The organism is Mesorhizobium sp. M0478, assembly GCF_040321305.1.
Taxonomy (GTDB): Bacteria; Pseudomonadota; Alphaproteobacteria; order Rhizobiales; family Rhizobiaceae; genus Mesorhizobium.
The window spans coordinates 349,143-370,007 of sequence record NZ_JAMYRH010000002.1; the positions used below are offsets into that span (position 1 = coordinate 349,143).

General features: G+C 60.6%; 20 protein-coding genes. 9 read left to right on the plus strand and 11 right to left on the minus strand.

Going from position 1 to position 20,865, the window contains the following annotated elements; genetic code table 11:
- Nucleotides 1-108 precede the first annotated feature (108 nt).
- Complete coding sequence (locus NKI64_RS06035; protein ID WP_023671804.1) at nt 109-1,311, minus strand: glycoside hydrolase family 5 protein; 1,203 nt, start codon at nt 1,309-1,311, stop codon at nt 109-111.
- Nucleotides 1,312-1,366: 55 nt separating this feature from the next.
- Between NKI64_RS06035 and NKI64_RS06040 the strand changes: the two genes are divergently transcribed.
- The 3 genes from NKI64_RS06040 (at nt 1,367) to NKI64_RS06050 (ending at nt 5,720) form a co-directional block, all read left to right on the plus strand.
- Complete coding sequence (locus NKI64_RS06040) at nt 1,367-3,373, plus strand: heparinase II/III family protein (protein ID WP_352667001.1); 2,007 nt, start codon at nt 1,367-1,369, stop codon at nt 3,371-3,373.
- Nucleotides 3,374-3,576: 203 nt separating this feature from the next.
- Nucleotides 3,577-4,569, plus strand: a complete 993-nt coding sequence (locus NKI64_RS06045; protein ID WP_023686296.1) for a sterol desaturase family protein — start codon at nt 3,577-3,579, stop codon at nt 4,567-4,569.
- Nucleotides 4,566-5,720 carry a GNAT family N-acetyltransferase gene (locus tag NKI64_RS06050; RefSeq protein WP_023747195.1) on the plus strand — a complete coding sequence of 385 codons (1,155 nt, stop codon included), beginning with the start codon at nt 4,566-4,568 and terminating at the stop codon, nt 5,718-5,720. Before NKI64_RS06045 ends, NKI64_RS06050 begins: the two co-directional genes overlap by 4 nt.
- Nucleotides 5,721-6,261: 541 nt before the next feature.
- On the opposite strand, the gene NKI64_RS06055 is transcribed toward NKI64_RS06050, so the two are convergent.
- The 6 genes from NKI64_RS06055 to NKI64_RS06080 are packed head-to-tail and all read right to left on the minus strand — an operon-like array spanning nt 6,262 to nt 12,328.
- Nucleotides 6,262-6,624 carry a EutQ-related cupin domain-containing protein gene (locus tag NKI64_RS06055; RefSeq protein WP_023671808.1) on the minus strand — a complete coding sequence of 121 codons (363 nt, stop codon included), beginning with the start codon at nt 6,622-6,624 and terminating at the stop codon, nt 6,262-6,264.
- A 3-nt stretch (nt 6,625-6,627) separates the two neighbouring features.
- Complete coding sequence (locus NKI64_RS06060) at nt 6,628-8,061, minus strand: NAD(P)/FAD-dependent oxidoreductase (protein WP_023713985.1); 1,434 nt, start codon at nt 8,059-8,061, stop codon at nt 6,628-6,630.
- On the minus strand, nt 8,061-9,239 hold the full coding sequence (locus tag NKI64_RS06065; protein ID WP_023713984.1) for a M20 aminoacylase family protein: 1,179 nt from the start codon (nt 9,237-9,239) through the stop codon (nt 8,061-8,063). Before NKI64_RS06065 ends, NKI64_RS06060 begins: the two co-directional genes overlap by 1 nt.
- Nucleotides 9,236-10,045 (minus strand): ABC transporter permease, encoded by an 810-nt coding sequence (locus tag NKI64_RS06070; protein WP_050588874.1) that lies wholly within the window; start codon nt 10,043-10,045, stop codon nt 9,236-9,238. The genes NKI64_RS06065 and NKI64_RS06070 overlap by 4 nt, the downstream gene beginning before the upstream one ends.
- Nucleotides 10,042-11,241, minus strand: a complete 1,200-nt coding sequence (locus NKI64_RS06075; RefSeq protein WP_023686279.1) for an ABC transporter permease — start codon at nt 11,239-11,241, stop codon at nt 10,042-10,044. Before NKI64_RS06075 ends, NKI64_RS06070 begins: the two co-directional genes overlap by 4 nt.
- A 31-nt stretch (nt 11,242-11,272) precedes the next feature.
- Complete coding sequence (locus NKI64_RS06080; RefSeq protein ID WP_023696855.1) at nt 11,273-12,328, minus strand: ABC transporter substrate-binding protein; 1,056 nt, start codon at nt 12,326-12,328, stop codon at nt 11,273-11,275.
- A 121-nt stretch (nt 12,329-12,449) separates the two neighbouring features.
- Between NKI64_RS06080 and NKI64_RS06085 the strand changes: the two genes are divergently transcribed.
- From NKI64_RS06085 to NKI64_RS06110, 6 genes are read left to right on the plus strand one after another with little or no spacing between them, the layout of a single operon-like run.
- Nucleotides 12,450-13,784: an aspartate aminotransferase family protein gene (locus NKI64_RS06085; protein ID WP_023713980.1), complete on the plus strand. Its 1,335-nt coding sequence runs from the start codon at nt 12,450-12,452 to the stop codon at nt 13,782-13,784.
- Nucleotides 13,784-14,521, plus strand: coding sequence for a GntR family transcriptional regulator (locus NKI64_RS06090; RefSeq protein ID WP_023713979.1), 738 nt, complete (start codon nt 13,784-13,786; stop codon nt 14,519-14,521). The genes NKI64_RS06085 and NKI64_RS06090 overlap by 1 nt, the downstream gene beginning before the upstream one ends.
- The gene (locus NKI64_RS06095) at nt 14,521-15,627 is read left to right on the plus strand and encodes an ABC transporter ATP-binding protein (RefSeq protein WP_031197590.1); all 1,107 of its coding nucleotides are present in this window, start codon (nt 14,521-14,523) and stop codon (nt 15,625-15,627) included. Before NKI64_RS06090 ends, NKI64_RS06095 begins: the two co-directional genes overlap by 1 nt.
- 31 nt (nt 15,628-15,658) lie before the next feature.
- Nucleotides 15,659-16,594, plus strand: a complete 936-nt coding sequence (gene kce, locus NKI64_RS06100) for a 3,5-dioxohexanoate:acetyl-CoA acetone transferase (RefSeq protein WP_023713977.1) — start codon at nt 15,659-15,661, stop codon at nt 16,592-16,594.
- Complete coding sequence (locus tag NKI64_RS06105) at nt 16,591-17,040, plus strand: acyl-CoA thioesterase (RefSeq protein ID WP_023669863.1); 450 nt, start codon at nt 16,591-16,593, stop codon at nt 17,038-17,040. The genes kce and NKI64_RS06105 overlap by 4 nt, the downstream gene beginning before the upstream one ends.
- Nucleotides 17,037-17,474, plus strand: coding sequence for an oligopeptide/dipeptide ABC transporter ATP-binding protein (locus tag NKI64_RS06110; protein WP_050592897.1), 438 nt, complete (start codon nt 17,037-17,039; stop codon nt 17,472-17,474). The genes NKI64_RS06105 and NKI64_RS06110 overlap by 4 nt, the downstream gene beginning before the upstream one ends.
- Before the next feature lie 277 nt (nt 17,475-17,751).
- Here NKI64_RS06110 and NKI64_RS06115 read toward each other — a convergent pair whose 3' ends face one another.
- From NKI64_RS06115 to NKI64_RS06130, 4 genes are all read right to left on the minus strand, one after another.
- The gene (locus NKI64_RS06115; protein ID WP_023669865.1) at nt 17,752-18,444 is read right to left on the minus strand and encodes an amino acid ABC transporter permease; all 693 of its coding nucleotides are present in this window, start codon (nt 18,442-18,444) and stop codon (nt 17,752-17,754) included.
- Nucleotides 18,445-18,461: 17 nt separating this feature from the next.
- Nucleotides 18,462-19,178 (minus strand): amino acid ABC transporter permease, encoded by a 717-nt coding sequence (locus NKI64_RS06120; RefSeq protein WP_023669866.1) that lies wholly within the window; start codon nt 19,176-19,178, stop codon nt 18,462-18,464.
- A 67-nt stretch (nt 19,179-19,245) separates the two neighbouring features.
- On the minus strand, nt 19,246-20,073 hold the full coding sequence (locus NKI64_RS06125) for a transporter substrate-binding domain-containing protein (protein WP_023669867.1): 828 nt from the start codon (nt 20,071-20,073) through the stop codon (nt 19,246-19,248).
- A 24-nt stretch (nt 20,074-20,097) separates the two neighbouring features.
- The gene (locus NKI64_RS06130) at nt 20,098-20,838 is read right to left on the minus strand and encodes an amino acid ABC transporter ATP-binding protein (protein WP_023669868.1); all 741 of its coding nucleotides are present in this window, start codon (nt 20,836-20,838) and stop codon (nt 20,098-20,100) included.
- Nucleotides 20,839-20,865 lie beyond the last annotated feature (27 nt).

The following is a 20,865-nucleotide window of genomic DNA, read 5'->3' on the forward strand; positions in this document are numbered from 1 at the left end:
CGATCAGGCCCTCTCGGCTGCAACTGGAGACGACAGTCCTTGGGTTTCACGCGATTGATCGCCAGCAACCAGGCAGACCGCTCGAACCGATCCTGACCCGATGACGAGTTATGGCAGGCCCAGTGCCCGCAACATCTCCCGGTCCGGGATCGCAGGCCCCTTGGGTTGGATAACACTCATTCCGTAAGGATTGGAGAATTCCCAGGCCGACCACGGCATCGCGAAGCGTTCCGCCTCTCTGCGCACTGCCATGAGATAGCGCAGGCGATCAGCATCGAAAGCTCCCATGCGGCCATCCGCAGACATCAGGATAACGCCGAATTCGCCCACGAACAGGCGTCTGCTCGCTATGCCATGGGCTTCAGCCCAGTCGACCGCCTGACGGAAACCCGCTTCGAGCTGGCTCTGCCCCCAATTCTGCTCAAAGTATCGGGCGATCGTTTCACGCGCCGAGGCCATGTTCATCACCTCTTCGATCTGGCTCAAGCCGGCGGCGTCCATCTGCGCCTTGAGGGTTTCGGCGACCACTTCGGGCGTGCTGGCGTCGGCAGGCCAGGGAAGGCCGGAGGAGAAAGCGTTCTTGTCATCGGCCCGCTGGTGCGTGAAGCTGTGCGGATCATACATGTGGAAGCTGTAATAGACGTTGGGGTCGTCGAAGTTGGGGTCCAGGTTGACCAGTCCCGCGATGCTCCCGCCGCAGGCGCCGGTCGCGACGATGGTGAGTTCGCTGCTGACGGCGCGAATATCGCGAACCGTGCCTGCCATGATCCGCTGCCAGTCATCGCTGCCGCTTGAATCGCAAGGGTAGTAGGCGGGCTCGTTATAGGGCTCGAGGGCGACCTTGTCGGCGCCAATTTTGATCAGCATGGCAGCCACCGCCACTACCATTTTGCGATAGCGGGCAACACCCTCGCTGTCGGCCCCGCCATGGATCATTTCCATGCTGTAGGCCGGAACCTGGCTGACGCCATGCAGATCGAAAACCACCTTGAGCCCGCTTGAAACCACCCGCTGCACCGCAGCGGCAAGCATGTCCAGCGCCTGTTGTCGTTTGGCGCCCTCGCTGGCAAGCAGAGGGCCAGGGTCGACACTCAGCCGGACAAAGTCGAAGCCCATGGATCGAATGCGACCAAACTGGTCGCCGTCCGGCCAATCGGTGAGCGGCCTGCCGCCCGCAAGCCATTCCTTCTCGCTGCGATAGGGCGGCCATTTGTAGGAACCATCTTTCTCCACCGGCGACCAGTTGAGCCATTCATGGACGCCAACGCCGCGCTCAAGCGGGATCGGCGCCGCCTCGGCTGACAAAGCCATGCCAAGCGCGCACGCTATGGCGTAGACAACTTTTCTCATCGCAAAACTCCGCGTCATGGCCGAAGATATTAACCGCGGGAACGGAAAAGAGGATGCCGCCACACGCTTTTTCGACGGGATGGTGTATGAGGATCAAAATCTTGGCGGAGCGCGGATGAGGGTCGGGTGGTATTTCAACCGATTGCGCAGCATGGAGTTGGCCGAGATATTGCATCGGTTGGACGAGCAGCGCCGGAGGACCGTTTCGCGCCGCCGCGACAACGGCTGGCAGCGCTATGCGTCGCCGCAGTTGCACCCGGTGCTGCACGGATTGCGGAATGCTGTGCCGGCCGCTGCGACACCAGCCCAGCGGCAAGCTATCGAGGCGGCTGCGCAAAACACTCTTCGGGGCCAGTTTTCAGCACTTGGGCAGACCTGGCCACAGCGAGACCCCTATACTCTCTTTCCACCCGAGCTCTGGCGCCTTGATCCGGTGACCGGCCGGCTTTGGCCAGGCCCCAAGACCCATACTTTCGATATCGATTTTCGCCATGCCACCGGCCGTGGCGATGTAAAATATGTCTGGGAAATCAACCGGCTGCAGCAACTGCCGCCACTGGCTGCCCATCTGCTTCTCACCGGCGATGATCAATCCCGTGCGGCCATCGAGGCGGCGATCGAGAGCTGGCATTTCGCCAACCCACCATTTCGGGGCGTTGGCTGGGCCTCGGGCATCGAGGTCGCGCTACGAGCCATCAGCCTGATTGTCACGCTCGACCTCGTCGGCGACCGGCTTGGCGCGGCGACGCGAGAAAAAGTCGGTGAAATACTGGCGGCAAGCGCCTATTGGCTGCCGCGGTTTCCCTCCCGTTTTTCGTCCGCCAACAACCATCTCATCGCGGAATTGGCTGGCGAATATTTGATCGGTCTGGCTTTCGGGGCCGAGGTGGCTCGCGAGTCGCTCCTGGCTGAGGTGCTCAAACAGATCCTGGCCGATGGCGCCGGGGCCGAGCAGACCCCGACCTACGCCGCCTTCAGTGCCGAACTTTTCCTGCTGTGCGCTGCGGCGGCGCGCCAGGCCGGACTGCCTTTTCCCCAGCCCGTCGAAGCGCGTTTGGCCGCTTTCGCCAATTTCGCAGGCTGGCTCCCGCCGAAAACCAGCGGCTTCGGCGACAATGATGAAGGCCGCGTGATCACGCTGGGGGGCGAAACCGATTATGTCGGATCGGTCGCGGCCGCCATCCGTGGTTTTCTACGGATGCCGGGCAGCGCACCGGAGCCTGGCGATTTTCGTGCGCTTTTCTTCGGCGCGCCACCGCGGCCGGCGCCGGTGCCGAATGGATTGCATACATTCACGCAAGGCGGGCTCTCCGTCTGGCGCGGCGAGATGAATGGTCGCAACGTCCATCTGACATACGACCACGGCCCGCTGGGCTACCTTTCGATAGCGGCGCACGGTCATGCCGACGCGCTGTCGCTCACCCTGTGCATTGACGGCGATCCGGTGCTGGTCGACCCCGGCACATGGCTCTATGGTTCGGGGGGAGGCTGGCGCGACTGGTTCCGCTCGACGCCGGCGCACAACACGCTGAACCTAGAGGGTAAAAGCCAAAGCATCATCTCCGGGGCGTTCAACTGGTCGCACAAGGCGGTTGCGACATTGGTGGAGAGCGAGCCGGGGCCGCACTGGAGGCTGTGTGCCCGACATGACGGGTACAAAGGCCGCTTCGGCGTTGTGCATCAACGCGCCGTGACACGCGATGGCGACGGCATCCTCGTGACCGACCAACTGCTCGGCGGCAGCCGCGTCGCTGAGATCGTCTTCCAACTCGCCGCCGACCTCCACGCCAACAGGGATGGAAACATTGTCACGATATTGCGCGGCGCTGAACCTTTGATGACTATCCACTTTCCAGACGCAGCGATCCACATCCGTTCCGGCGGCGACACACCGGGCCAGGGCGGCTGGGTTTCGCCGCGTTTTGGTGCAAGGCAGCCAGCCGAACGCCTCGCATGGCGTGGCCAAGTAGGCGAAAAGGGAGTAGTCATCCGGCTCGCGCCAAGTCCGCCGCAGACCCGATAACGGGCAGGTTGCAGGCGCAGCGTTCGACATTAATTACGTTCAGATATTTAGCGGTTTTGACACCGTTGATCTGCTAATTTGGCCATGATTGTTCTGCCAGTCGCATCCCGATACACAGTTGCGGGCAGCATATGATAGGCCTGGCAATATGTGCTTCGCGACGAGCCGGATCACCATTTCACCACCTAGGAGCCACTGCATCGATGTTTTCGGAATTCGCCAGAGTGATCGTGGAAAAACTCTCACACATCGATCTGCTGACACTCGGTCTCCTGTTGCTCACGGCGCTGGGGAGCGCGGTGGTCGCCTACTGGCGAACGGTCGAACAGAAATCCTTCCGGGACTTTTTCGACTTCGCCTTTCCCGCGGAAGTCATCATGCACCCATCGGCGCGAGCGGACGCATTGTTCTGGATCACGAAAAGGCTGGTGATGCCCTTCCTGCTCATTCCCGCCGGTGTCACCTTCGTTGCCGCCACGGGATATGCAACAAACCAGGCAGTCGGCTGGCTCTTCAGCATCTCGCAACCGCTGATACCCGGCCCCGCCGGCCCAGTGACGATCATCCTCTTCACCGCAACCATGCTCGTTGCTTACGATATCTCCTACTACCTATATCACGTTGCCCAGCACCGTTTCCCGTTCCTGTGGGAATTGCACAAGGTGCATCATTCGGCCGAAGTGATGGTTGGGATCACCAAGGACCGGGTTCACCCCCTGGACGATCTGATGAACCGGATCTGGGACGGCGTCATACCGGGGATCAGTTTCGGCTTGTGGAGCCTGATTGCGCTTGATCCGGTCGAGATCGCCATATTTGGCATCAACGTCTATGTCATTCGCAACATTCTCATGATGGACTTTGTTCGCCACACGCATCTGAAGATTTCCTTCGGCCGGTTGAACGGCGTCATCTTGTGTCCGCACTGGCACCAGGTGCATCACAGTGTCGACCCTCGCCACTACGACAAGAATTTCGGGCTGCTTTTTTCATTCTGGGATCGCATATTCGGAACGCAGTTCATCCCGGATCCGGACGAAGACCTCAAGTTTGGACTGATAGATCGCGACGTACGCGACTATCAGTCGCTTTTCGGACTTTACGTGCTGCCGCTCAAGAAAATGGCAAACCATATCATGCGACTTTTTCAAAAGCGCATCGATGTCGCGCAGCCGCAGGACCGTCTCCAACCATGAACAAAATGGCTTCGATTGACGCTGTTGGTGCGGAGCGACTGGAAATCGTCAGTTCGACGGATCGCCTGGCCGCCATCGAAGCCGAATGGGTAGACCTATGGCATCGTACCCATGCACTGATCTTTCAGAGCCATGCCTGGGTTTCGGCATGGTGGAGCACCGTGCGTGACCGCGACCGGCGCTCGCTGCGGATCGGCCTGGTATGGAGCGATGACAGGCTGGTCGCTGTCATTCCCCTGGCGATCGGCAGACGAAAAGGACTTCGGCTCCTCGAATGGGCCGCCAATAGCTATACGGACTATGGTGATATTCTTGTCGCGCCGGAATGCTCCCTATCGGCCCTCCAGAACCTCTGGAACCGGATCTGTTCGGCAGGTGGCTTCGATCTTGCTTTTATCAATCGTCTGTCTCCGGATGCGGCAGCCCGCAGGATTTTTACACCGGCCTCTTCCAGCGGCGTCAAGCTTCGCGCCAATCACCGGGAGGAAGTCAGTTATCGCGTCGCTGGACAGTGGGCCAGCGGAGCAGCGTGGCTGGCGGACCAGCCGAAAAAGATGCGCCAGAACTATCGGCGCGGCATCAAGATACTGGAAGAAACAGGCGAAGTGAAATTCCGCCTCCTGTCGGCCGACGAGCCGCTGCAGCCATTGCTGGAGCGACTATCGGCGCTGAAGCGCAGATGGCTGGAAAAGCACACGCGTGAATCCGACCTTTTCGAAGAGGGCGAGCCGGTTCTTGCCGCTCTGGTCGACGCGCTGTCACGCGCCGGTGTGCTGCGCATTTTCGTACTTGAATGCAATGGTGCGATGGTCGCGGTTTCCATCAACATCGTCCAGCACAACGTCATGATGGCATTCGTTACCACCTACGACCCTGATTTTAGCCGAGCGTCGCCGGGTGCGGTCCTGATTACGGAGTATATACAGTGGTCGTTTGATCACGGCTTGGGATTGGTCGATTTCCTCTGTGGCGGAGAGGCCTTCAAACATAGGTTTGCAACACAGGCCGTTACCCTCCAATCCGTTCTTGGGGCACGCACTGTGCAGGGCGCGCTCGCTTCTCTCGCTGATCGTATCTGTCAGACGATCCGCGTACGCTCACGCGGATTGGCGTCGGCGAATCCAGAGCGCCCGCCCGATGAGACTGCTTAATTTAGCTGGATAACTTGGGCATAAGCCGCCGAGCGTTGAGGGCTGGCGTGCGACATGGGCGCGCCATTCGAAAATCCGCGTCGATTGCGCCTCGGAATCGGGACCGAATGGGTCCGCAGGTGCAGACTTCAGCCAATTCCCGCAAATCACGTCTCTCGAGGCGCAGTTTGTCGTCTGCGAAGCGTTGCAACACGTTCGTTGGCGTCACAACGGTAGCAGGCTAGGTCCTGAAAATCATTGAAGATTTTTTCGGACAGGGCGCTACCATAGGTCGGCGTTTTTTCTATAATTTCAGTAGCTTAAGGTAGGCTGGTAGCGGGAGAGCGCTACCGCCTTTCCGCCCACTCGTCGAACTACCGGTTCCTGCTTAGGTGCTGCGGCTGAGCTGTGTCGCTGCAATCTCCCGCCAGACATGCGCGCCAGCATGACATATGATGAACGTGACAACCCAAGGAGTGTGAGCCGGAGTCGATGTCTGGACGCCCCGGGTTCGGAACTGCGCTGCGGATGGCCAACGCATGGAAAAGGAGTGCCTGTCAGTTCAGGGTTCTACCGTTCCCTGCCGCGCTGCCCAGTCGAACGGGTAAAGGCAATAGAAATAGCCGGTACGCTCGGTGGCGATGTATTTCAGGTGGGTGGCGTTTGGCAGCCAGACGATATCGCCGGGATTGCACTCATGGCGACCGTCGTCCAGTTCGATCGTCAAGGTGCCCTCGTGGATGAACAGCACCTCGTCGTAGGTCACGGTCCAGTCGATCGAGGCGTTCTCGAGATACTCGATGCCGCCGCCCATGGTCCGACTTATATCGGCATTGATGACGCGGGCAATCGAGGATGTGCCAGTCGGTGTGACCGACGGCTTCAGGGTCAATTCGCTGTGCTTGAAGATCTTGGCCTTGGACACCGTTTATCCTTTCCTTGCGCGGAGGTTGGCTTTCGAAGGGGTGACGCCGGACGGGGCCAGTCCCGCGAGCCATCTGGTCAAGAGGTCGGGTTTTCGGCCGGCATGTTCGAGATCGTCGCGCCGCCGCACCGCGCCACGAACGAAATGCGCGCCGACGAACCGGAATGGTTCGGATGGGAAGCCTCGCGTCACTGGGCGCACGAGCGCCGAATGGGTGAGCTCGGATTCGCCGCCGGTCAACAGGCCGGTCAGGATCTTGCCGCCGAGATAGGCCATCGTCGTGCCGTTGCCGGAGAAGCCGTAGCCGTAGACGATGTCGCGGTTGGCGGGCAGGGCGCCGAACAGTGGCACGCCGCTGACGGTCCGATCGATCGGGCCGTTCCATGATGTATCGAGCGGAAAGTCGGCGAGCGCCGGGTGACCATCCCGCAACGCGCGGCGCATGTCGGCGACCCGTGGCGATAGACCATGAAACCGCCTGTCGACGATGCCGCCGAGGCCGATGACGCCGCCACTGACGCCGACAGACAGCCGACCATCGCGCGTCGGCGACCAACCGCCGACGAAAACGCGGGAATCGATCATCAGCGGCGCGCGGCGGTAGCCGATCTTGTCGAGAAGGTCTGGAATGGGTTTTGACATGGCGTCGTCGCTGGAGATGTTGAAGATTGCCGGCGCCAGTTCTCGAATGGCGCCGGACCATGCATTCATGGCAAGCACAATCTTGCCGCAGGACACAGTGCCTCTCCCCGTCTCCACCTTGAGCGTGCCGTCGCGCGAAAACCGCGTCATCGGCGACTTTTCATAGATGCGCACGCCGCGTGTTAGTGCTGCCCGGCGCAGGCCGCGCACGAGGAAACCGGGATGCACGGTTGCCGACGACGCATCGAACGCGCCGCCGAGGTGGCTCGTCGTGCCGGCTATCGCTGCGATCTCGTCGCGCGAAACTCGTCGCGCCGGCACGTAGCCATGCGCCGCCAGCTTGTTCAACGCGTCGTCCCAGGCGCCAAGCTGGGCTTCGCACGTCGCACCCCAGATCCAGCCGATGCGATCAAACCAGCTGTCTATTCCCTCGGCCTTGCAGAAAGCCTCGATGCCGCCGATTGCGGCTTCGGATGCCTTGATGATCGAAAGTGCATCGTTTCCGTCGCGCAGCGCGGCGAGCGCGCTGTATTTCGTCCATGCCGAGAGCACCATGCCGGAGTTGCGGCCGCTCGGGCCACCGCCGCAAATGTCGCGCTCGACGATGACAACATCGAAGGCGGGATTGTGCTCCTTGAGGCGTATAGCGGTCCACAGGCCCAGATAGCCGCCGCCGACGATGCAGATGTCAGCCTGCGTCGCCTCTTCGAGCGGAGGCGCAAGGTCTGGGTCCTCGGGCAGGGCCTGCCGCAGCCAATGGCTTCGCCAGACGATGTCCTTTTCCGTCAGTTGCATCACGATGCGCCTCTGGCTGATAGGCGGCGCTCCACGAGCCTGACCCAAAGGCTCGCGCCAATCGGCAGGATTGCGTCGTTGAAATCGTAGTTGGTGTCGTGAGCCGCGGCCTGGTGCGCATCGTCGGCCTGGCCGAGCAGGAAATAGCAGCCGGGCCGCTGTTCCAGCATGTAGCAGAAATCTTCAGAACCCATCTCGGGAGGCGGATCGATGACGAGACTTGCCGGTCCCATCACCTCGTTCACAATCGCGATCATCGCGTCGGCTTGCGCCGCAGTGTTTATCGTCGGTGCGAAGGGCGTTTCGTAGCGGAGGTCGACGCCGGCGCCAAAAGCTTCAGCTTCGTTTTTCGCGATGCGGCGGATTGCCGTCTCCAGCGCCTTTTGAACCTGGTGGTCGAAGGTGCGCACGGTGCCGGTCAGAAACGCCGTATCGGGGATGGTGTTGAAGGCTTCGCCTGCGCGCAGGCTGCCAACGGTGACGATTGCGGGAGAATGCACATCGGTGACGCGGCCGGGCAGGGCTTCGATTGCCAGCAGGATGCGCGCGGCGATGGGGAGTGGATTGATCGCCAGATGCGGCATCGCCGCATGGCCGCCCCTTCCGTGGACGACGATCTCGAAGCGATCGGCCCCCGCGGCCACCGTTCCGCGGTGGACGGCGATCTCGCCGAGCGGCCGTTCGCAATTGTGCAGCGCGTAGACTTCATCGCAGGGGAAACGCTCGAAAAGGCCCTCGTTCAGCATGGCAAGCGCCCCACCTCGACCCTCCTCGGCCGGCTGGAAGATGAAATGCACCGTGCCGGCGAAGTCGGGCGAGCGAACAAGCGCCGAGGCTGCGCCGAGCAGCATAGTGGTATGGCCGTCATGGCCGCAGCCATGCATCCGCCCGGGGGTGCGGGACGCATGCGCCAGCGGCCGTGCCTCAGTCATCGGCAGGGCATCCATGTCGGCGCGGATGCCAAGGCTGCGACCAGCGCCAAGCCTGCCCCTGAGCGTGCCGACGACACCTGTGCGTCCGACGCCTTCGGTCGTCTCGATGCCCCACGCGCGCAGTTTGTCCGCCACGAAACGGGCCGTCTCGAACTCTTCGAAACCGAGCTCGGGATTGGCATGGAGATGCCGCCGCCACGCCGTCATCTCGGTCTCGAGTTGCTGCACCGGCGGAACCAGTTTCATGCCGATGCCTTTGCGCGGAGAGCTTGCGAGCGGCTCTGCAGGATAGCGATGAGCCCAAGCAGGATCGCCGAGAAAGCCATCAGCAGCACGGCGACAGCCGCGATGGCAGGGCTGATGGACTCGCGCACCCCGGAGAATATCATGCGGGGCAAGGTTCGCTCCGCGCCCGTCGAGAGGAAGCTTGCGACGACGACTTCGTCGAAAGAAATGATGAAGGCGATGATGGCCCCTGTAACGACGCCCGGCGCTATCAGCGGCAGCACCACCTTGAAGAAGGTGCGCATGGCGCCGGCGCCCAGCGATGCCGCCGCACGAACCAACGTCCGGTCGAAGGTCGAAAGACTGGCGACGACGGTGGTTAGCATCACAGGCACGGCCATCGCCGTGTGCACCAGAATGATCGATAGCTTGTTGCCAACGAGTCCCAGCGTGGCGAAGAATGAAAAGGCCGCGACGCCGACGATGACGACCGGCGTCACCAAAGGCGCGGCGATGATCGCGTAGAGGATCCGTTTCCCGGCAAAATCACCCCAGGCGAGCCCGATCGCCGCAGGTATTCCGAGCAGCAAAGCCAGAACCGTGGTGGATAGCCCGATGACGACCGAGTTCCACAGCGCGTTCGGCCAGCGCTCGTCGATCCACAGTTCGGCATACCAGCGCAACGACCAGCCCGGCGTCGGAAATGCCAGCGAATTGCTCGAGGTCAGCGACATGGGGACCACGATCAGCAGGGGCAGGATCATGAAAGCCAGCAACGTCGCCGCATAGGCATACATCAGCCCTTTCCGGAAGCGGTCGGCGCTCATGCGACATGCGCCTTGCTGCGGAAGAGGACGGATGCCGTCCAGAACAGGAACGCAAACAATACGAGGATCATCAGCAGTTGCAGGGAAAGCGCTGCGCCCATGCCCCAGTTCAGCGTGCTGTTGGTGTAGAAGGCTATGTAGCTGGAGATCATCTGGTCTGTCGGCCCGCCGACAAGCGTCGGGGTGATGTAATAGCCGAGCGCGAAGACAAAAACGATCGCCCCGCCGGACAGGATCCCGGGCAGGATCAACGGCAACTGGACGCGGCGCCACGCCGTGAGCCACGGCGCCCCCAACGACAGCGCCGCGCGCATGTAGGTGGTCGGAACCCGCCGCATGACGGCGACGACGGAGAGGACCATCATGGGCAGCAGAACCTGAACCATCGCCAGATACAGCGAAAAGCGGGTGTAGATGAGGTCGAGGGGTTCGCTGACGATACCCAATCCGAGCAGTGTGGAATTCACGGGACCGTTCTTCTGCAGCACGATGATCCAGATGACGGTGCGCACCAGCAGCGATGTCCAGAGCGGAAACAGGATCAGCGCGAACATCAGCTTCGACCAGGCAGGCGGCGCGCTGACGATCGCCTGCGCCAGCGGCACGGCGAGCACCGCGCAGATGACCGTCACCACGATGCTGATCCAGATCGTACGCAGCAGCGCGTCGACGAAGATGGCGCGGTCGGCCGAAACGGCTTCGATCGAATTGTCCGCGCCGCGCTTCAGGTCGAGGCTCGCAAGCAGATAATAGTCCGTTCGCGCGCTTTGCTGACGCGCTATGACCTGCCAGAGATCGATGTTTTTCCAGCCGGCCTGTTTGGCGAGCACCTCGTCGCGCACGGGGCGCATGCCGAGCTTGCCGTCGGCCGCATCCTTTGCCGTCTTGATGACGAGGAAACGGCTACCGACAACGCGCTGGTTCACGAGTTGCGCCAGGACGCCTTCCTTCCCGGCGCGCCGCGCGTCGGCCAGGTCCTCGACGAGTGCTGCAAAGACGGGTTCGCCAGGCAGGCCGCTCTCTGCTTTCCAGCCGGCAAGAGCGGCAATGGTGCGCGGCAGGTTGTTCGAGAAATCCGAGTTGTCGACGGCCAGAGCGAGGAAGCGCGCCACCGGCCACAGAAACAGAATGACGACGAATAATATAAGCGGAGCCGTCAATAGGGCGAGCATGCCGCCCCGTTGGCGTCGCTTCATAGCCGGTTTTGTCCCGACCAACATGCCCAAGTTACTTCGCGAGCCAGGCCTTGAAGCGTTCTTCCAACGCTTCCTTGTGCTCGGTCCAGAAGTCGTTGTCATAGGCGGCGCCGTACTGGAGGTGCTCCGGCGACGTCGGCAGGTTGGCCTTCCAGTCCGCGGGAATGAGGTCGGCGGCTTCCTTGCGGCCGGTGCCATAGGCATAGAGCTTGGAGAAGCCGGCCTGGTTTTCAGGGATGGAGAACCACTTGAGGAGATCCAGCCCGCCTTGCTGGTGCGGTGCGCCCTTCACCACGGCCCAGTAGTCGGTGCCGTAGAAGAAGCCGGCGTCCCACGCGATGGCGTAGGGCTTCTTCTCGTTGATGGCTTCGTTGGTGATGCGTGCATTGAACGCGTCGCTGAGCGTCACTTCGCCGCTGTCGAGGTTCTGGATGCCCTGCGTCGTGGTGGACCACCAGACGACGTTCGGCTTGATCTTGTCGAGCATGGCGAAAGCCCGGTCGACACCTTCCGGCGTGGCCAACACCTTGTACATGTCCTCGCGTTTCACGCCGTCGGCCATGAGCGCGTTTTCCAGCGTGAACTGCGCTTGCTGGTAGAGGCCGCGCTTTCCTGGAAATTTCTCGACGTTCCAGAAGTCCGCCCAACTCTTTGGCGCGGCGTCGCCCTTATAGACATCGGTGTTGTAGGCAAGAACCGTTGCCCATGTGTCGGACGCGACACCGCATTCATGCAGGGTGCCTGGGAGATAATTCGCCGCGTCGCCGGTGATCTCGGGCGTCAGCGGGACGAACAGGCCTTCGGCGCAGCCGACCTCCATGGCGGGCGCTTCCACCGAGACGACGTCGTAGGTAATGTTGCCCGCCTGCACTTGGGCACGCACCTTGGCGACCTCGCCGCCCCACTCTTCCATGATGATCGGGACGCCCGTCTTTTCGGTATACTTGTCCCAGACTCCATCCTTGTAGGCCTTGTCCCATGTACCACCCCAGCCGACCACCGTGACGGGATCGGCCGCGGACGCGGCAAAAGTCGAGGTCGCGAGGCAGATAGCGGCGGCAGATACGGCTTGCAGATAAGTCCTCATCGCAGTTCCCCTTTCTTATCGTTGCGGATTTGATCAAATTTCAAACGCAAAATGGATTGATTAGCAACAGGAATTTGCGATAGGGTGCAAAAAAGTTAAAAAGACAAGGGGATTTGATCGAATGCTGCAAGGCACTAGAGACGTGCGCGCCAATGTCAGTCTCGCTGCTGTTCTGGACGAGGCGCGACAGTGTTTCGCTGACGCCAACCCAAACAGCCTGGCGCGTCAGAACGAGGCCGCGGCATCGTTGCCGGGCGGCAATACGAGGGCTGTACTTTGGTACCCGCCATTCCCTGTTTCGTTCGTCTCCGGCGAGGGCTGCAGGGTGACCGATCTGGACGGCCATACCTATGTCGACCTGGTCTCGGAATACAGCGCCGGCTTCTACGGCCACTCCGACAAGGCGATTTCGGCGGCCCTTGTGGACGTCATACAGGGCGGCATCATGCTGGGTGCACCCAACCGCTACGAGGCGCGCCTGGCAGCGGCGGTGGTCGAGCGTTTTCCAGCCATCGAGCGCGTGCGCTTCTGCAACTCGGGCACCGAGGCGAACATCATGGCGATTTCCGCCGCTCGCGCCATCACGAAGCGTTCGAAGATACTCGCCTTCCGGGAAGGCTATCACGGCGGCGTACTGACCTTTGCGCATGGCGGCTCACCGCTCAATTTGCCTTTCCCCTTTGTTTTCGCCGACTACAACGATAGTGCAGGCGCCGTGGCGCTCATCAAGGAACAGGGCGACGAGCTTGCCGCCGTCATCGTCGAACCGATGATGGGCGGCGGCGGCTGCATCCCGGCGACACGCGAGTTCCTGCAGGCGCTGCGCACAGCGACGAAGGAGACCGGCGCGCTGCTGATCTTCGACGAGGTCATGACCTCGCGCCTCGACTATCGAGCGCTCCATGGTGCGCATGAAATTTTTCCCGATTTCGTGACGCTCGGAAAGTACATCGGCGGCGGTGCGAGTTTTGGCGCATTCGGTGGACGCGCCGACCTCGTCGACCGCTTCGATCCGGCTTTGCCTGGTGCGTTCTCGCATGGCGGGACGTTCAACAACAATATTCTCAGCATGGCTGCTGGTTTCACCGGTCTGACGCAGGTGCTGACGCAAGAGGCGAGCCGCGCCATCAATGCGCGCGGCGATCGCTTGCGTGAAGCGATGAACGTCTCCCTTGAACGACATGGCGTCGAGGGCATCGTCATAGGGCGCGGGTCGTTGATGAACCTGCATTTCGTCAGGGGGCCGGTGGACAAGCCGGCGCGGCTCGACGATGCCGATCCATCGGTGATTGCGCTGTGGCATATCGAGATGCTGTTGCGAGGGTACTACGTGACGCCGCGCGGCATGCTGGCGTTGTCACTGCCATTTGGCGACGCCGAACTCGACGGCTTCGCCGCCGCATTCGACGATTTCCTGTCGAGCAACCTCAAAATACTGCCCCGCCGGACAAACTGATGCTCGATCGCAAGGATGCCACCGCCGGCTCGGCCGCGCAAAAGACAGCTCATGTTCGTGTCCATACGGGCTTGAAGGAAGCACTGATGAACGGTGACTTCCTGCCCGGCCAAAGACTGGTCGTGCGACAGCTTGCCGAACAGTACCGGACCAGCGCCATGCCGGTGCGCGAGGCATTGCGGCAACTCGTCAGCGACGAGGCGATGTTCGACCACCCAAACCGGGGCGTCATCGTCCCCGAGGCCACGGTGGCGCGTATTTCGGATCTCGTGCGTGTGCGCTGCAGCGTCGAAGGGACCGCGGCCGAATGGGCTGCGACGACCATCACGCCCGAAGAACTCGATGAATTGGCGAAGCTGAACAGCCTGATGCGCGAGTGCGTCGAGAGCAACGTCATGGCTAACTATCTCGGCCTGAACAGGCGGTTCCATTTCACGATGTACCATGCCGCGCGGTCACCTCTCATCCAGCAGATCATCGAGAAATTGTGGCTGCAGGCAGGACCGTTTTTGAACATCGTCCGCTCGGACGTGACCTACGGCCTGGGCCTGGACCATCACGACGAAATGCTCGCGGCGCTGCGTCGCGCCGATGGCGCGGCTGCGCGCAAGGCCTTGGTGGCCGATCTGCGCGAGGCCGCCGACATCATTCTTCGCGCCGCGGCGGCGGCTGAGGCGCAGCCTGCTCGAAAGCGCTCGACTTCGGTGCGCCGTGATCCGAAGGCGCAGGCTCGGTGATGGGCGGATCTCCGCGTGGGCCGGTTCACGTCGAGTTTCGCGGCGTCAGCAAGCGCTACGGGCATGCGGTCCAAGCGGTGCGCCAGCTCGACCTGGAAATCATGCGCGGCGAATTCCTGACGCTGCTAGGCCCTTCCGGGTCCGGCAAGACGACGGCGTTGATGATGCTGGCAGGATTCGAAGATACGACCGAGGGCGAAATTCTCATTGACGGTCAGCGCATCGACAACGTTCCCGCCAATCGTCGCGGCATCGGCATGGTGTTCCAGAACTACGCGCTTTTCCCGCACATGACGGTCGCCGAAAATCTGGCTTTCCCGCTCGAGGTCCGCAAACTTGGCCGCGAGGAGGTCAGGCGACGTGTCGGGAACGTTCTCGACATGGTCCAGTTGCCCGAATTCGGCAATCGGCGGCCAGCGCAGCTTTCGGGCGGGCAGCAACAACGCGTGGCGGTTGCCCGGGCCCTGATTTTCGAACCAAATCTTGTCTTGATGGACGAACCGCTTGGCGCCCTCGACAAGCAGCTGCGCGAGCAGATGCAGTTCGAGATCAAGGATATTCACGCCCGGCTGGGCGTGACCTTCGTCTACGTCACGCACGACCAGACTGAAGCGCTGACCATGTCGGACCGGATCGCAGTGTTCAGCGCCGGCCGCATCGAGCAACTGTCGACGCCGCGCGAACTGTACGAGCGTCCCGCGGCGAGCTTTGTCGCAAGTTTCATCGGCGAGAGCAACCGCATGTTGGGTGCCGTGCTGGCCGGGAGCGAGGATGGCGGCGTATCCGTCCGCCTCGACGACGGCGACGTTGTGTTGAACGCCATGTCCTGCGGTGCTGCGCTTTCTGCGGGTGTCAGGGTGACGCTGTCGATAAGGCCCGAGCGCCTGTCCGTTCTGCAGGACGGCGTCACGGCGCTCAACGAGATTCCGGCGACGGTCGTTCAATCAATCTACGTCGGCGATCATGTCCGGCTCGTCGCCGCGACCGCGAGCGGCCAGAAATTCATCGTCAAGCTAGCCACTTCATCGTCTCAGCCGAAGCTCGATCCAGGTACGGCGATCCGGCTGGGCTGTGGTCGTGAGGATTGCCTCGCGCTCGATAGATAACAACAAAAGGCAGACAAGGGAGACTCTAACCATGAAGAAATCGCCGAAAGTCGTCATCACCTGTGCGGTCACCGGCTCGATCCACACGCCGACGATGAGCCCGCATCTGCCCATAACGCCGTCAGAGATCGTCGATGCCGCCGTCGGCGCAGCCGAAGCTGGCGCCTCGGTGATCCATCTGCATGCCCGCGACCCCGAGACGGGCAAACCGACCCCCGATCCCAAGCTCTTCATGGACTTCCTGCCGCGCATCAAGCAGCAAACCAACGCGGTGATGAACATTTCTACCGGCGGCGGCCTCAAGATGACGCTCGACGAACGTCTCGAAGCCGCTCATGCCGCCAAGCCCGAACTCTGCTCGCTCAACATGGGGTCGATGAATTTTGCCTTGCACCACATCGCGCCAAAATACACCGAATGGAAGTTCGACTGGGAAAAGCCTTATCTCGAGGACACCAAGAACGGCATCGTCTCCAACACGTTCCAGCAGATCGAGCGCATCATCGTCGAGGTCGGCCAGGCCTATGGGACGAAGTTCGAGTTCGAGTGCTATGATGTCAGTCACCTCTACACGCTGGCGCACTTTCTCGACCGCAAGCTGCTGAAGCCACCGCTTTTCGTCCAGACGATCTTCGGACTTCTAGGTGGAATCGGCTCTGACCCCGAAGACATGATGCATATGCGCAGGACGGCGGAGCGACTGTTCGGAGACGACTATCTCTGGTCGATCCTTGCAGCCGGCAAGCATCAGATGAACCTTTGCACGATGGGAGCGATCATGGGCGGCAATGTGCGGGTTGGGCTGGAAGACAGTCTCTATGTCGGCAAGGGCGCGCTTGCCAAGAGCAATGCCGAGCAGGTCGCCAAGATCAAGCGAATCCTTGGCGAACTCTCGCTTGAAATAGCGACGCCCGAAGAGGCGCGGCAGCTGCTGGATCTCAAGGGTGGCAACGAGGTCGGGTTTTGACCGCGCCCGGCATTGAAACCTATGTCGGCGTCGTGCACCCTTGGATGTGCGACGCGATGGGCCATCTCAACGTTCGTCACTACGTCGCCATGTTCGATGATGCCAGCTTTCAACTGCTGGGCAGGATTGCCGCTCCCAATCTAACGCCGACTCTCGGCTGGGCGGACGTCAGGATGGAGATCGACTATGCGCACGAAACCGCGGTTGGAACCTTGGTCACCATTCGCTCGGTTGTCGAAAAGGTTGGGAAGTCGTCTCTGACCTATCTGCATGAAATGCGCGGCACGCTGGACGATGTGCTGCATGCACGCATGCGCACCGTAACGGTGCGCTTCGATCTTCAAGCGCGGAGCAAGATCGAGATCGAAGGCAAGGCCCGACAAGCGAGCGCAAATCTCCCGAGGGGTGAAGCCGATGCGCATGCGTGGTCAGAGCGCAGATCATGAACCTGTTTCTGAAGCTGCGCGATGATTTCGGAATGTCATGTCTTCTCATTGCGCACGATCTGGCCATCGTTCGCCAGGCCGCACAGCGCGTCTACGTGATGTATCTCGGCCGCGTCATGGAAGAAGGTGAGAGCGGCGCGCTCTATAGCCAGCCCGCACATCCGTATACACAGGCGCTGCTCAGCGCGGTCCCGTCGACAAATCCAGTTGAGGAGCGCGAACGTCAGCGGATCATTCTAAAGGGAGATGTGCCAAGCCCTGTGAATCCGCCGACCGGATGCCGTTTTCGTACGCGCTGCCCTGCCGTGCAAAGTGTTTGTGAGACATCGCCTCCGGTCAACAGCTTGTCGGAATCGAATCTCGCAAGTTGTCATTTCGCTGGTCGGATCAAAGCGGGTATCCTGCAGGAATACGACGTGAGACAAGTCGGATAAACCGGCGTGGGAGACGGAGAGGCCCAGGTTCTCCAATATTGATGCGTACTCGCGGCGCCGAATACGGCTTGGGGATCTCCATGCCAGTAGCCGGAGACCGGATTCCTCTGGTCGGCACAGTCGCAACGTTGCGTCGGCGCGATCGGTGCTTCAGTCGGCATTCAGCGGTACATGCATCGGCTACTTGGGTTTCTCCTCAAGCTTTTCATCCCCGAAAGAATTGCCTCCCAGGTGCGGCTCGATATCCGAAGCTTGACGATTCTATCCCACATTCGCCTCACGTCCGCACCCTCAACGCCTGCTCCAGCCTGTCGGCAATCTGTGTGACGATATAGGCAATCACCATGTAGATCACGACGGCAATCACGAAGGCTTCGAGGTAGTAGTAGTTCAGGGCGGCGGTCAGCTGGGACTGGGCGAAGATATCGACGACCTCGATGGCGAATCCGAGAGAAAGCGCCTTCATGATGACCATCATCGAAGTCGTCAGGTCGGGAATTGCCGTGAGGGCCACCTGGGGAAACAGGATACGTCGAAACAGTTGGCCGCCCGTATAGCCGAGCGAATGGGCCGCGTCCGACTGACCGGTGTCGAATGCATTCAGGGCTCCCTTGATAATCTCGGATTGGAACGCGGCGACACAGCCGGTAATCGCAACGACAAGAATGACCCAATTGGGGGTTTCGTGAGCGTTGAAGTTGATCCCGAGCAACGAGAACAGGAACTGGAATGCGGGCGGCAGACCGAAATAGGCGAGGAAAATCACGATGACCATTGGAACGCCCTTGAAGACGATCTTGTAAGTCATGATGAGCTCTCGCAGAACCGGCACCCGTCTGTATTCGATCAGCGCGAATATGCTGCCGACTATCGTCGACAGGACGAAAATCAAGAGTGCCATTCCAACGGTCACGGGTACGGCACTCAGAATTTCCTGCGTGTCCTGGAGCAAAATATCGGTATCAAACATGGTTGAATACCCTTACGTCAGACGCTCGCGAGGAGCTCGTTCTTGATCTGAGTTGTTGTCGTTGCCTCTGGCGCTTGCATCGGTGATCGAAGCTCGAAGAAGCGCACGATGAGCCATGCGACCAGGCACATCAGCGAATAGATGACCGCCAGGACGAGGTAGGTTTCGAACTGGAACTGGTTGTAGTCGCGCTCCATGATCAAATGCGCAGTCGCCATGACGTCGGCGGCGCCGATGTACATGACCAGCGCAACGTTATGGATCAGGTAGATGACGGAGTTCCCGTAGCCCGGTAGTGCGAAGTGCACCCCTTGCGGGCCGACGACGCGAGTAATTTTCTGCCGGAACGTATATCCAAGGCTATCGGCCGCATCGTGCTGGCCGCGATCGACGGCAAGATATGCAGGCCGCATGACTTCCGACAGATATCCTCCATGGTAGAGGCTCAACCCCACCATGGCAGCCATCGTCGGCGAAATAAAATCTTTGGCGCCGAACAGGATCACCAACAGCGGAAGCCCATAAAACGCGACGAACAGCTGCAGGACGACAGGAACGCTCCGGGCATAGGACACGTAGAGGTCCACCAGGTGACTGATCAGTGGCACCCTGCGAACACGGAGTGTTGTCGCGATGAGAGCCAGACAGAACCCGGAAATGAGGGCCGTAAACGTGATGGCGAGCGTCAGCGGCAGTGCCGTTAGCAACTCGGGAATCATAGCAGATACATCCACTTTGAAACGCTCCTTCTTGCAATTCAGCCTTGCCGCTGACTAGCGAATATGGCCCTCAACGGCCGTGCTATTTCATGTACTGGACGATGCCCTCGCCGAACCACTTCTGCGAGAGCTTCTCGATCGTGCCGTCGTCTTTCAATTCCTTGAGAACCTTGTTCACATCGTCAGCCAGAACCTTGTTCTCGTCTGATCTGTGGATCAGCATGTAGGTGTTGTTGCTGAACACTGGTTCGGACGCCACGATATCGAGTTTCTTTTGCTCGATGACGGTCTGCTCACCGAGATTGGACGGCAAGACGAGAGCGTCGAACTTGCCGTTCTGAACTTCGTCCAGCCGGTTCGGGTAGGGAATGCCTGCACTCGATGCCGTGACATCGAGCTTGTATTGCGGGTTTTCTTTCTGCCAGTTCATGATGAACTTGTAGGTTCCACCGCCGGCCGTGGTCGGAACGATCCTCTTGCCGACCAGGTCTTTCATTTCCTTGATGCCGCTGTCTTTCTTGCTGTAGATCTTCATCAGGCTGGCGCCCATGGGATTTTCCGGAATGAAGAACTGCTTGGAGCGCTCGGGCGACTTGTAGTAGCCACCCACCGCGATGTCGTACTTGCCCGTGGCGAGGCCAGTTTCCTGCGCGATGTCAGAGACACCTTCCATCTCGAACTTGTATTGCGGCAGCTTTGCGTTGATCGCCCTCAGGAGATCGGGCTCATAGCCTTGCGGCTCGACGCCGATCGCGCCCCATGCCAGCGGCTTGGATTCGGCAGACGTCGCGATCTTGATTGTCCGAACGGTCTGACCATAACTGACTCCTGCGGTTGCAAGGGCTATTGCGATGCCGCCGACGACAGCCAGGGCATGACGACGGGAAAAGCGGGATGTGATTACAGACATTTCTTAGGTTCCCTTGTTGTTGGATTATTGAAAAGCGAGTTCTGACTGCAGGAATTGAGCAAGTCGTGGGCTGGAAGGCGCGTCGAAGATATCAGCCGGGCTGCCATCGGCGGCGACCACGCCACGGTCCATGAAGACGATCCGGTTGGAGATGTTCCTTGCGAATTGCATCTCGTGGGTCACAAGCAGCGAAGTGATCCCTGACGAGGTGACGTCCTTGATCACCTTCAGGACTTCACCGACGAGTTCTGGATCCAGCGATGACGTAGGCTCATCGAAGAGTATCACGTCGGGACGAACTGCCAGGGCGCGCGCAATGCCGGTGCGCTGGAGCTGGCCGCCCGACAGTTGGGAGGGATAGCTGTCTCGCTTCGGGGTGAGGCCGACCCGCTCGAGCTCCCGCAAGGCGATCTCCCGCGCCTCGTCCGCGGACTTGCGCTGCACGACGACCAGTGGATCCATCACGTTCTGCAGGACCGTCATGTTCTTGAAGACGTTGAATTGTTGAAAGACCATCGCCGTTCGCAACCGGATCGCCTGGACAGCGACCTTGTCGGCACGCTGGTAATCCATCCGGATCTGATCGAACGCGATGGTTCCTGACGACGGCTTGGCCAGGTAGTTGATGCATTTCAGCAACGTGGTCTTGCCGGTGCCGCTGGGGCCGATGATCGAAACCACGTCACCCCGCTTTACCGAGAGATTGACGCCGTTCAGAACCTGCGTGCTTCCGTAAGACAGCTTTACATCTTTGAGTTCAAGCATTGCTGGTTGTCCCTTCGGAAAGTGTGA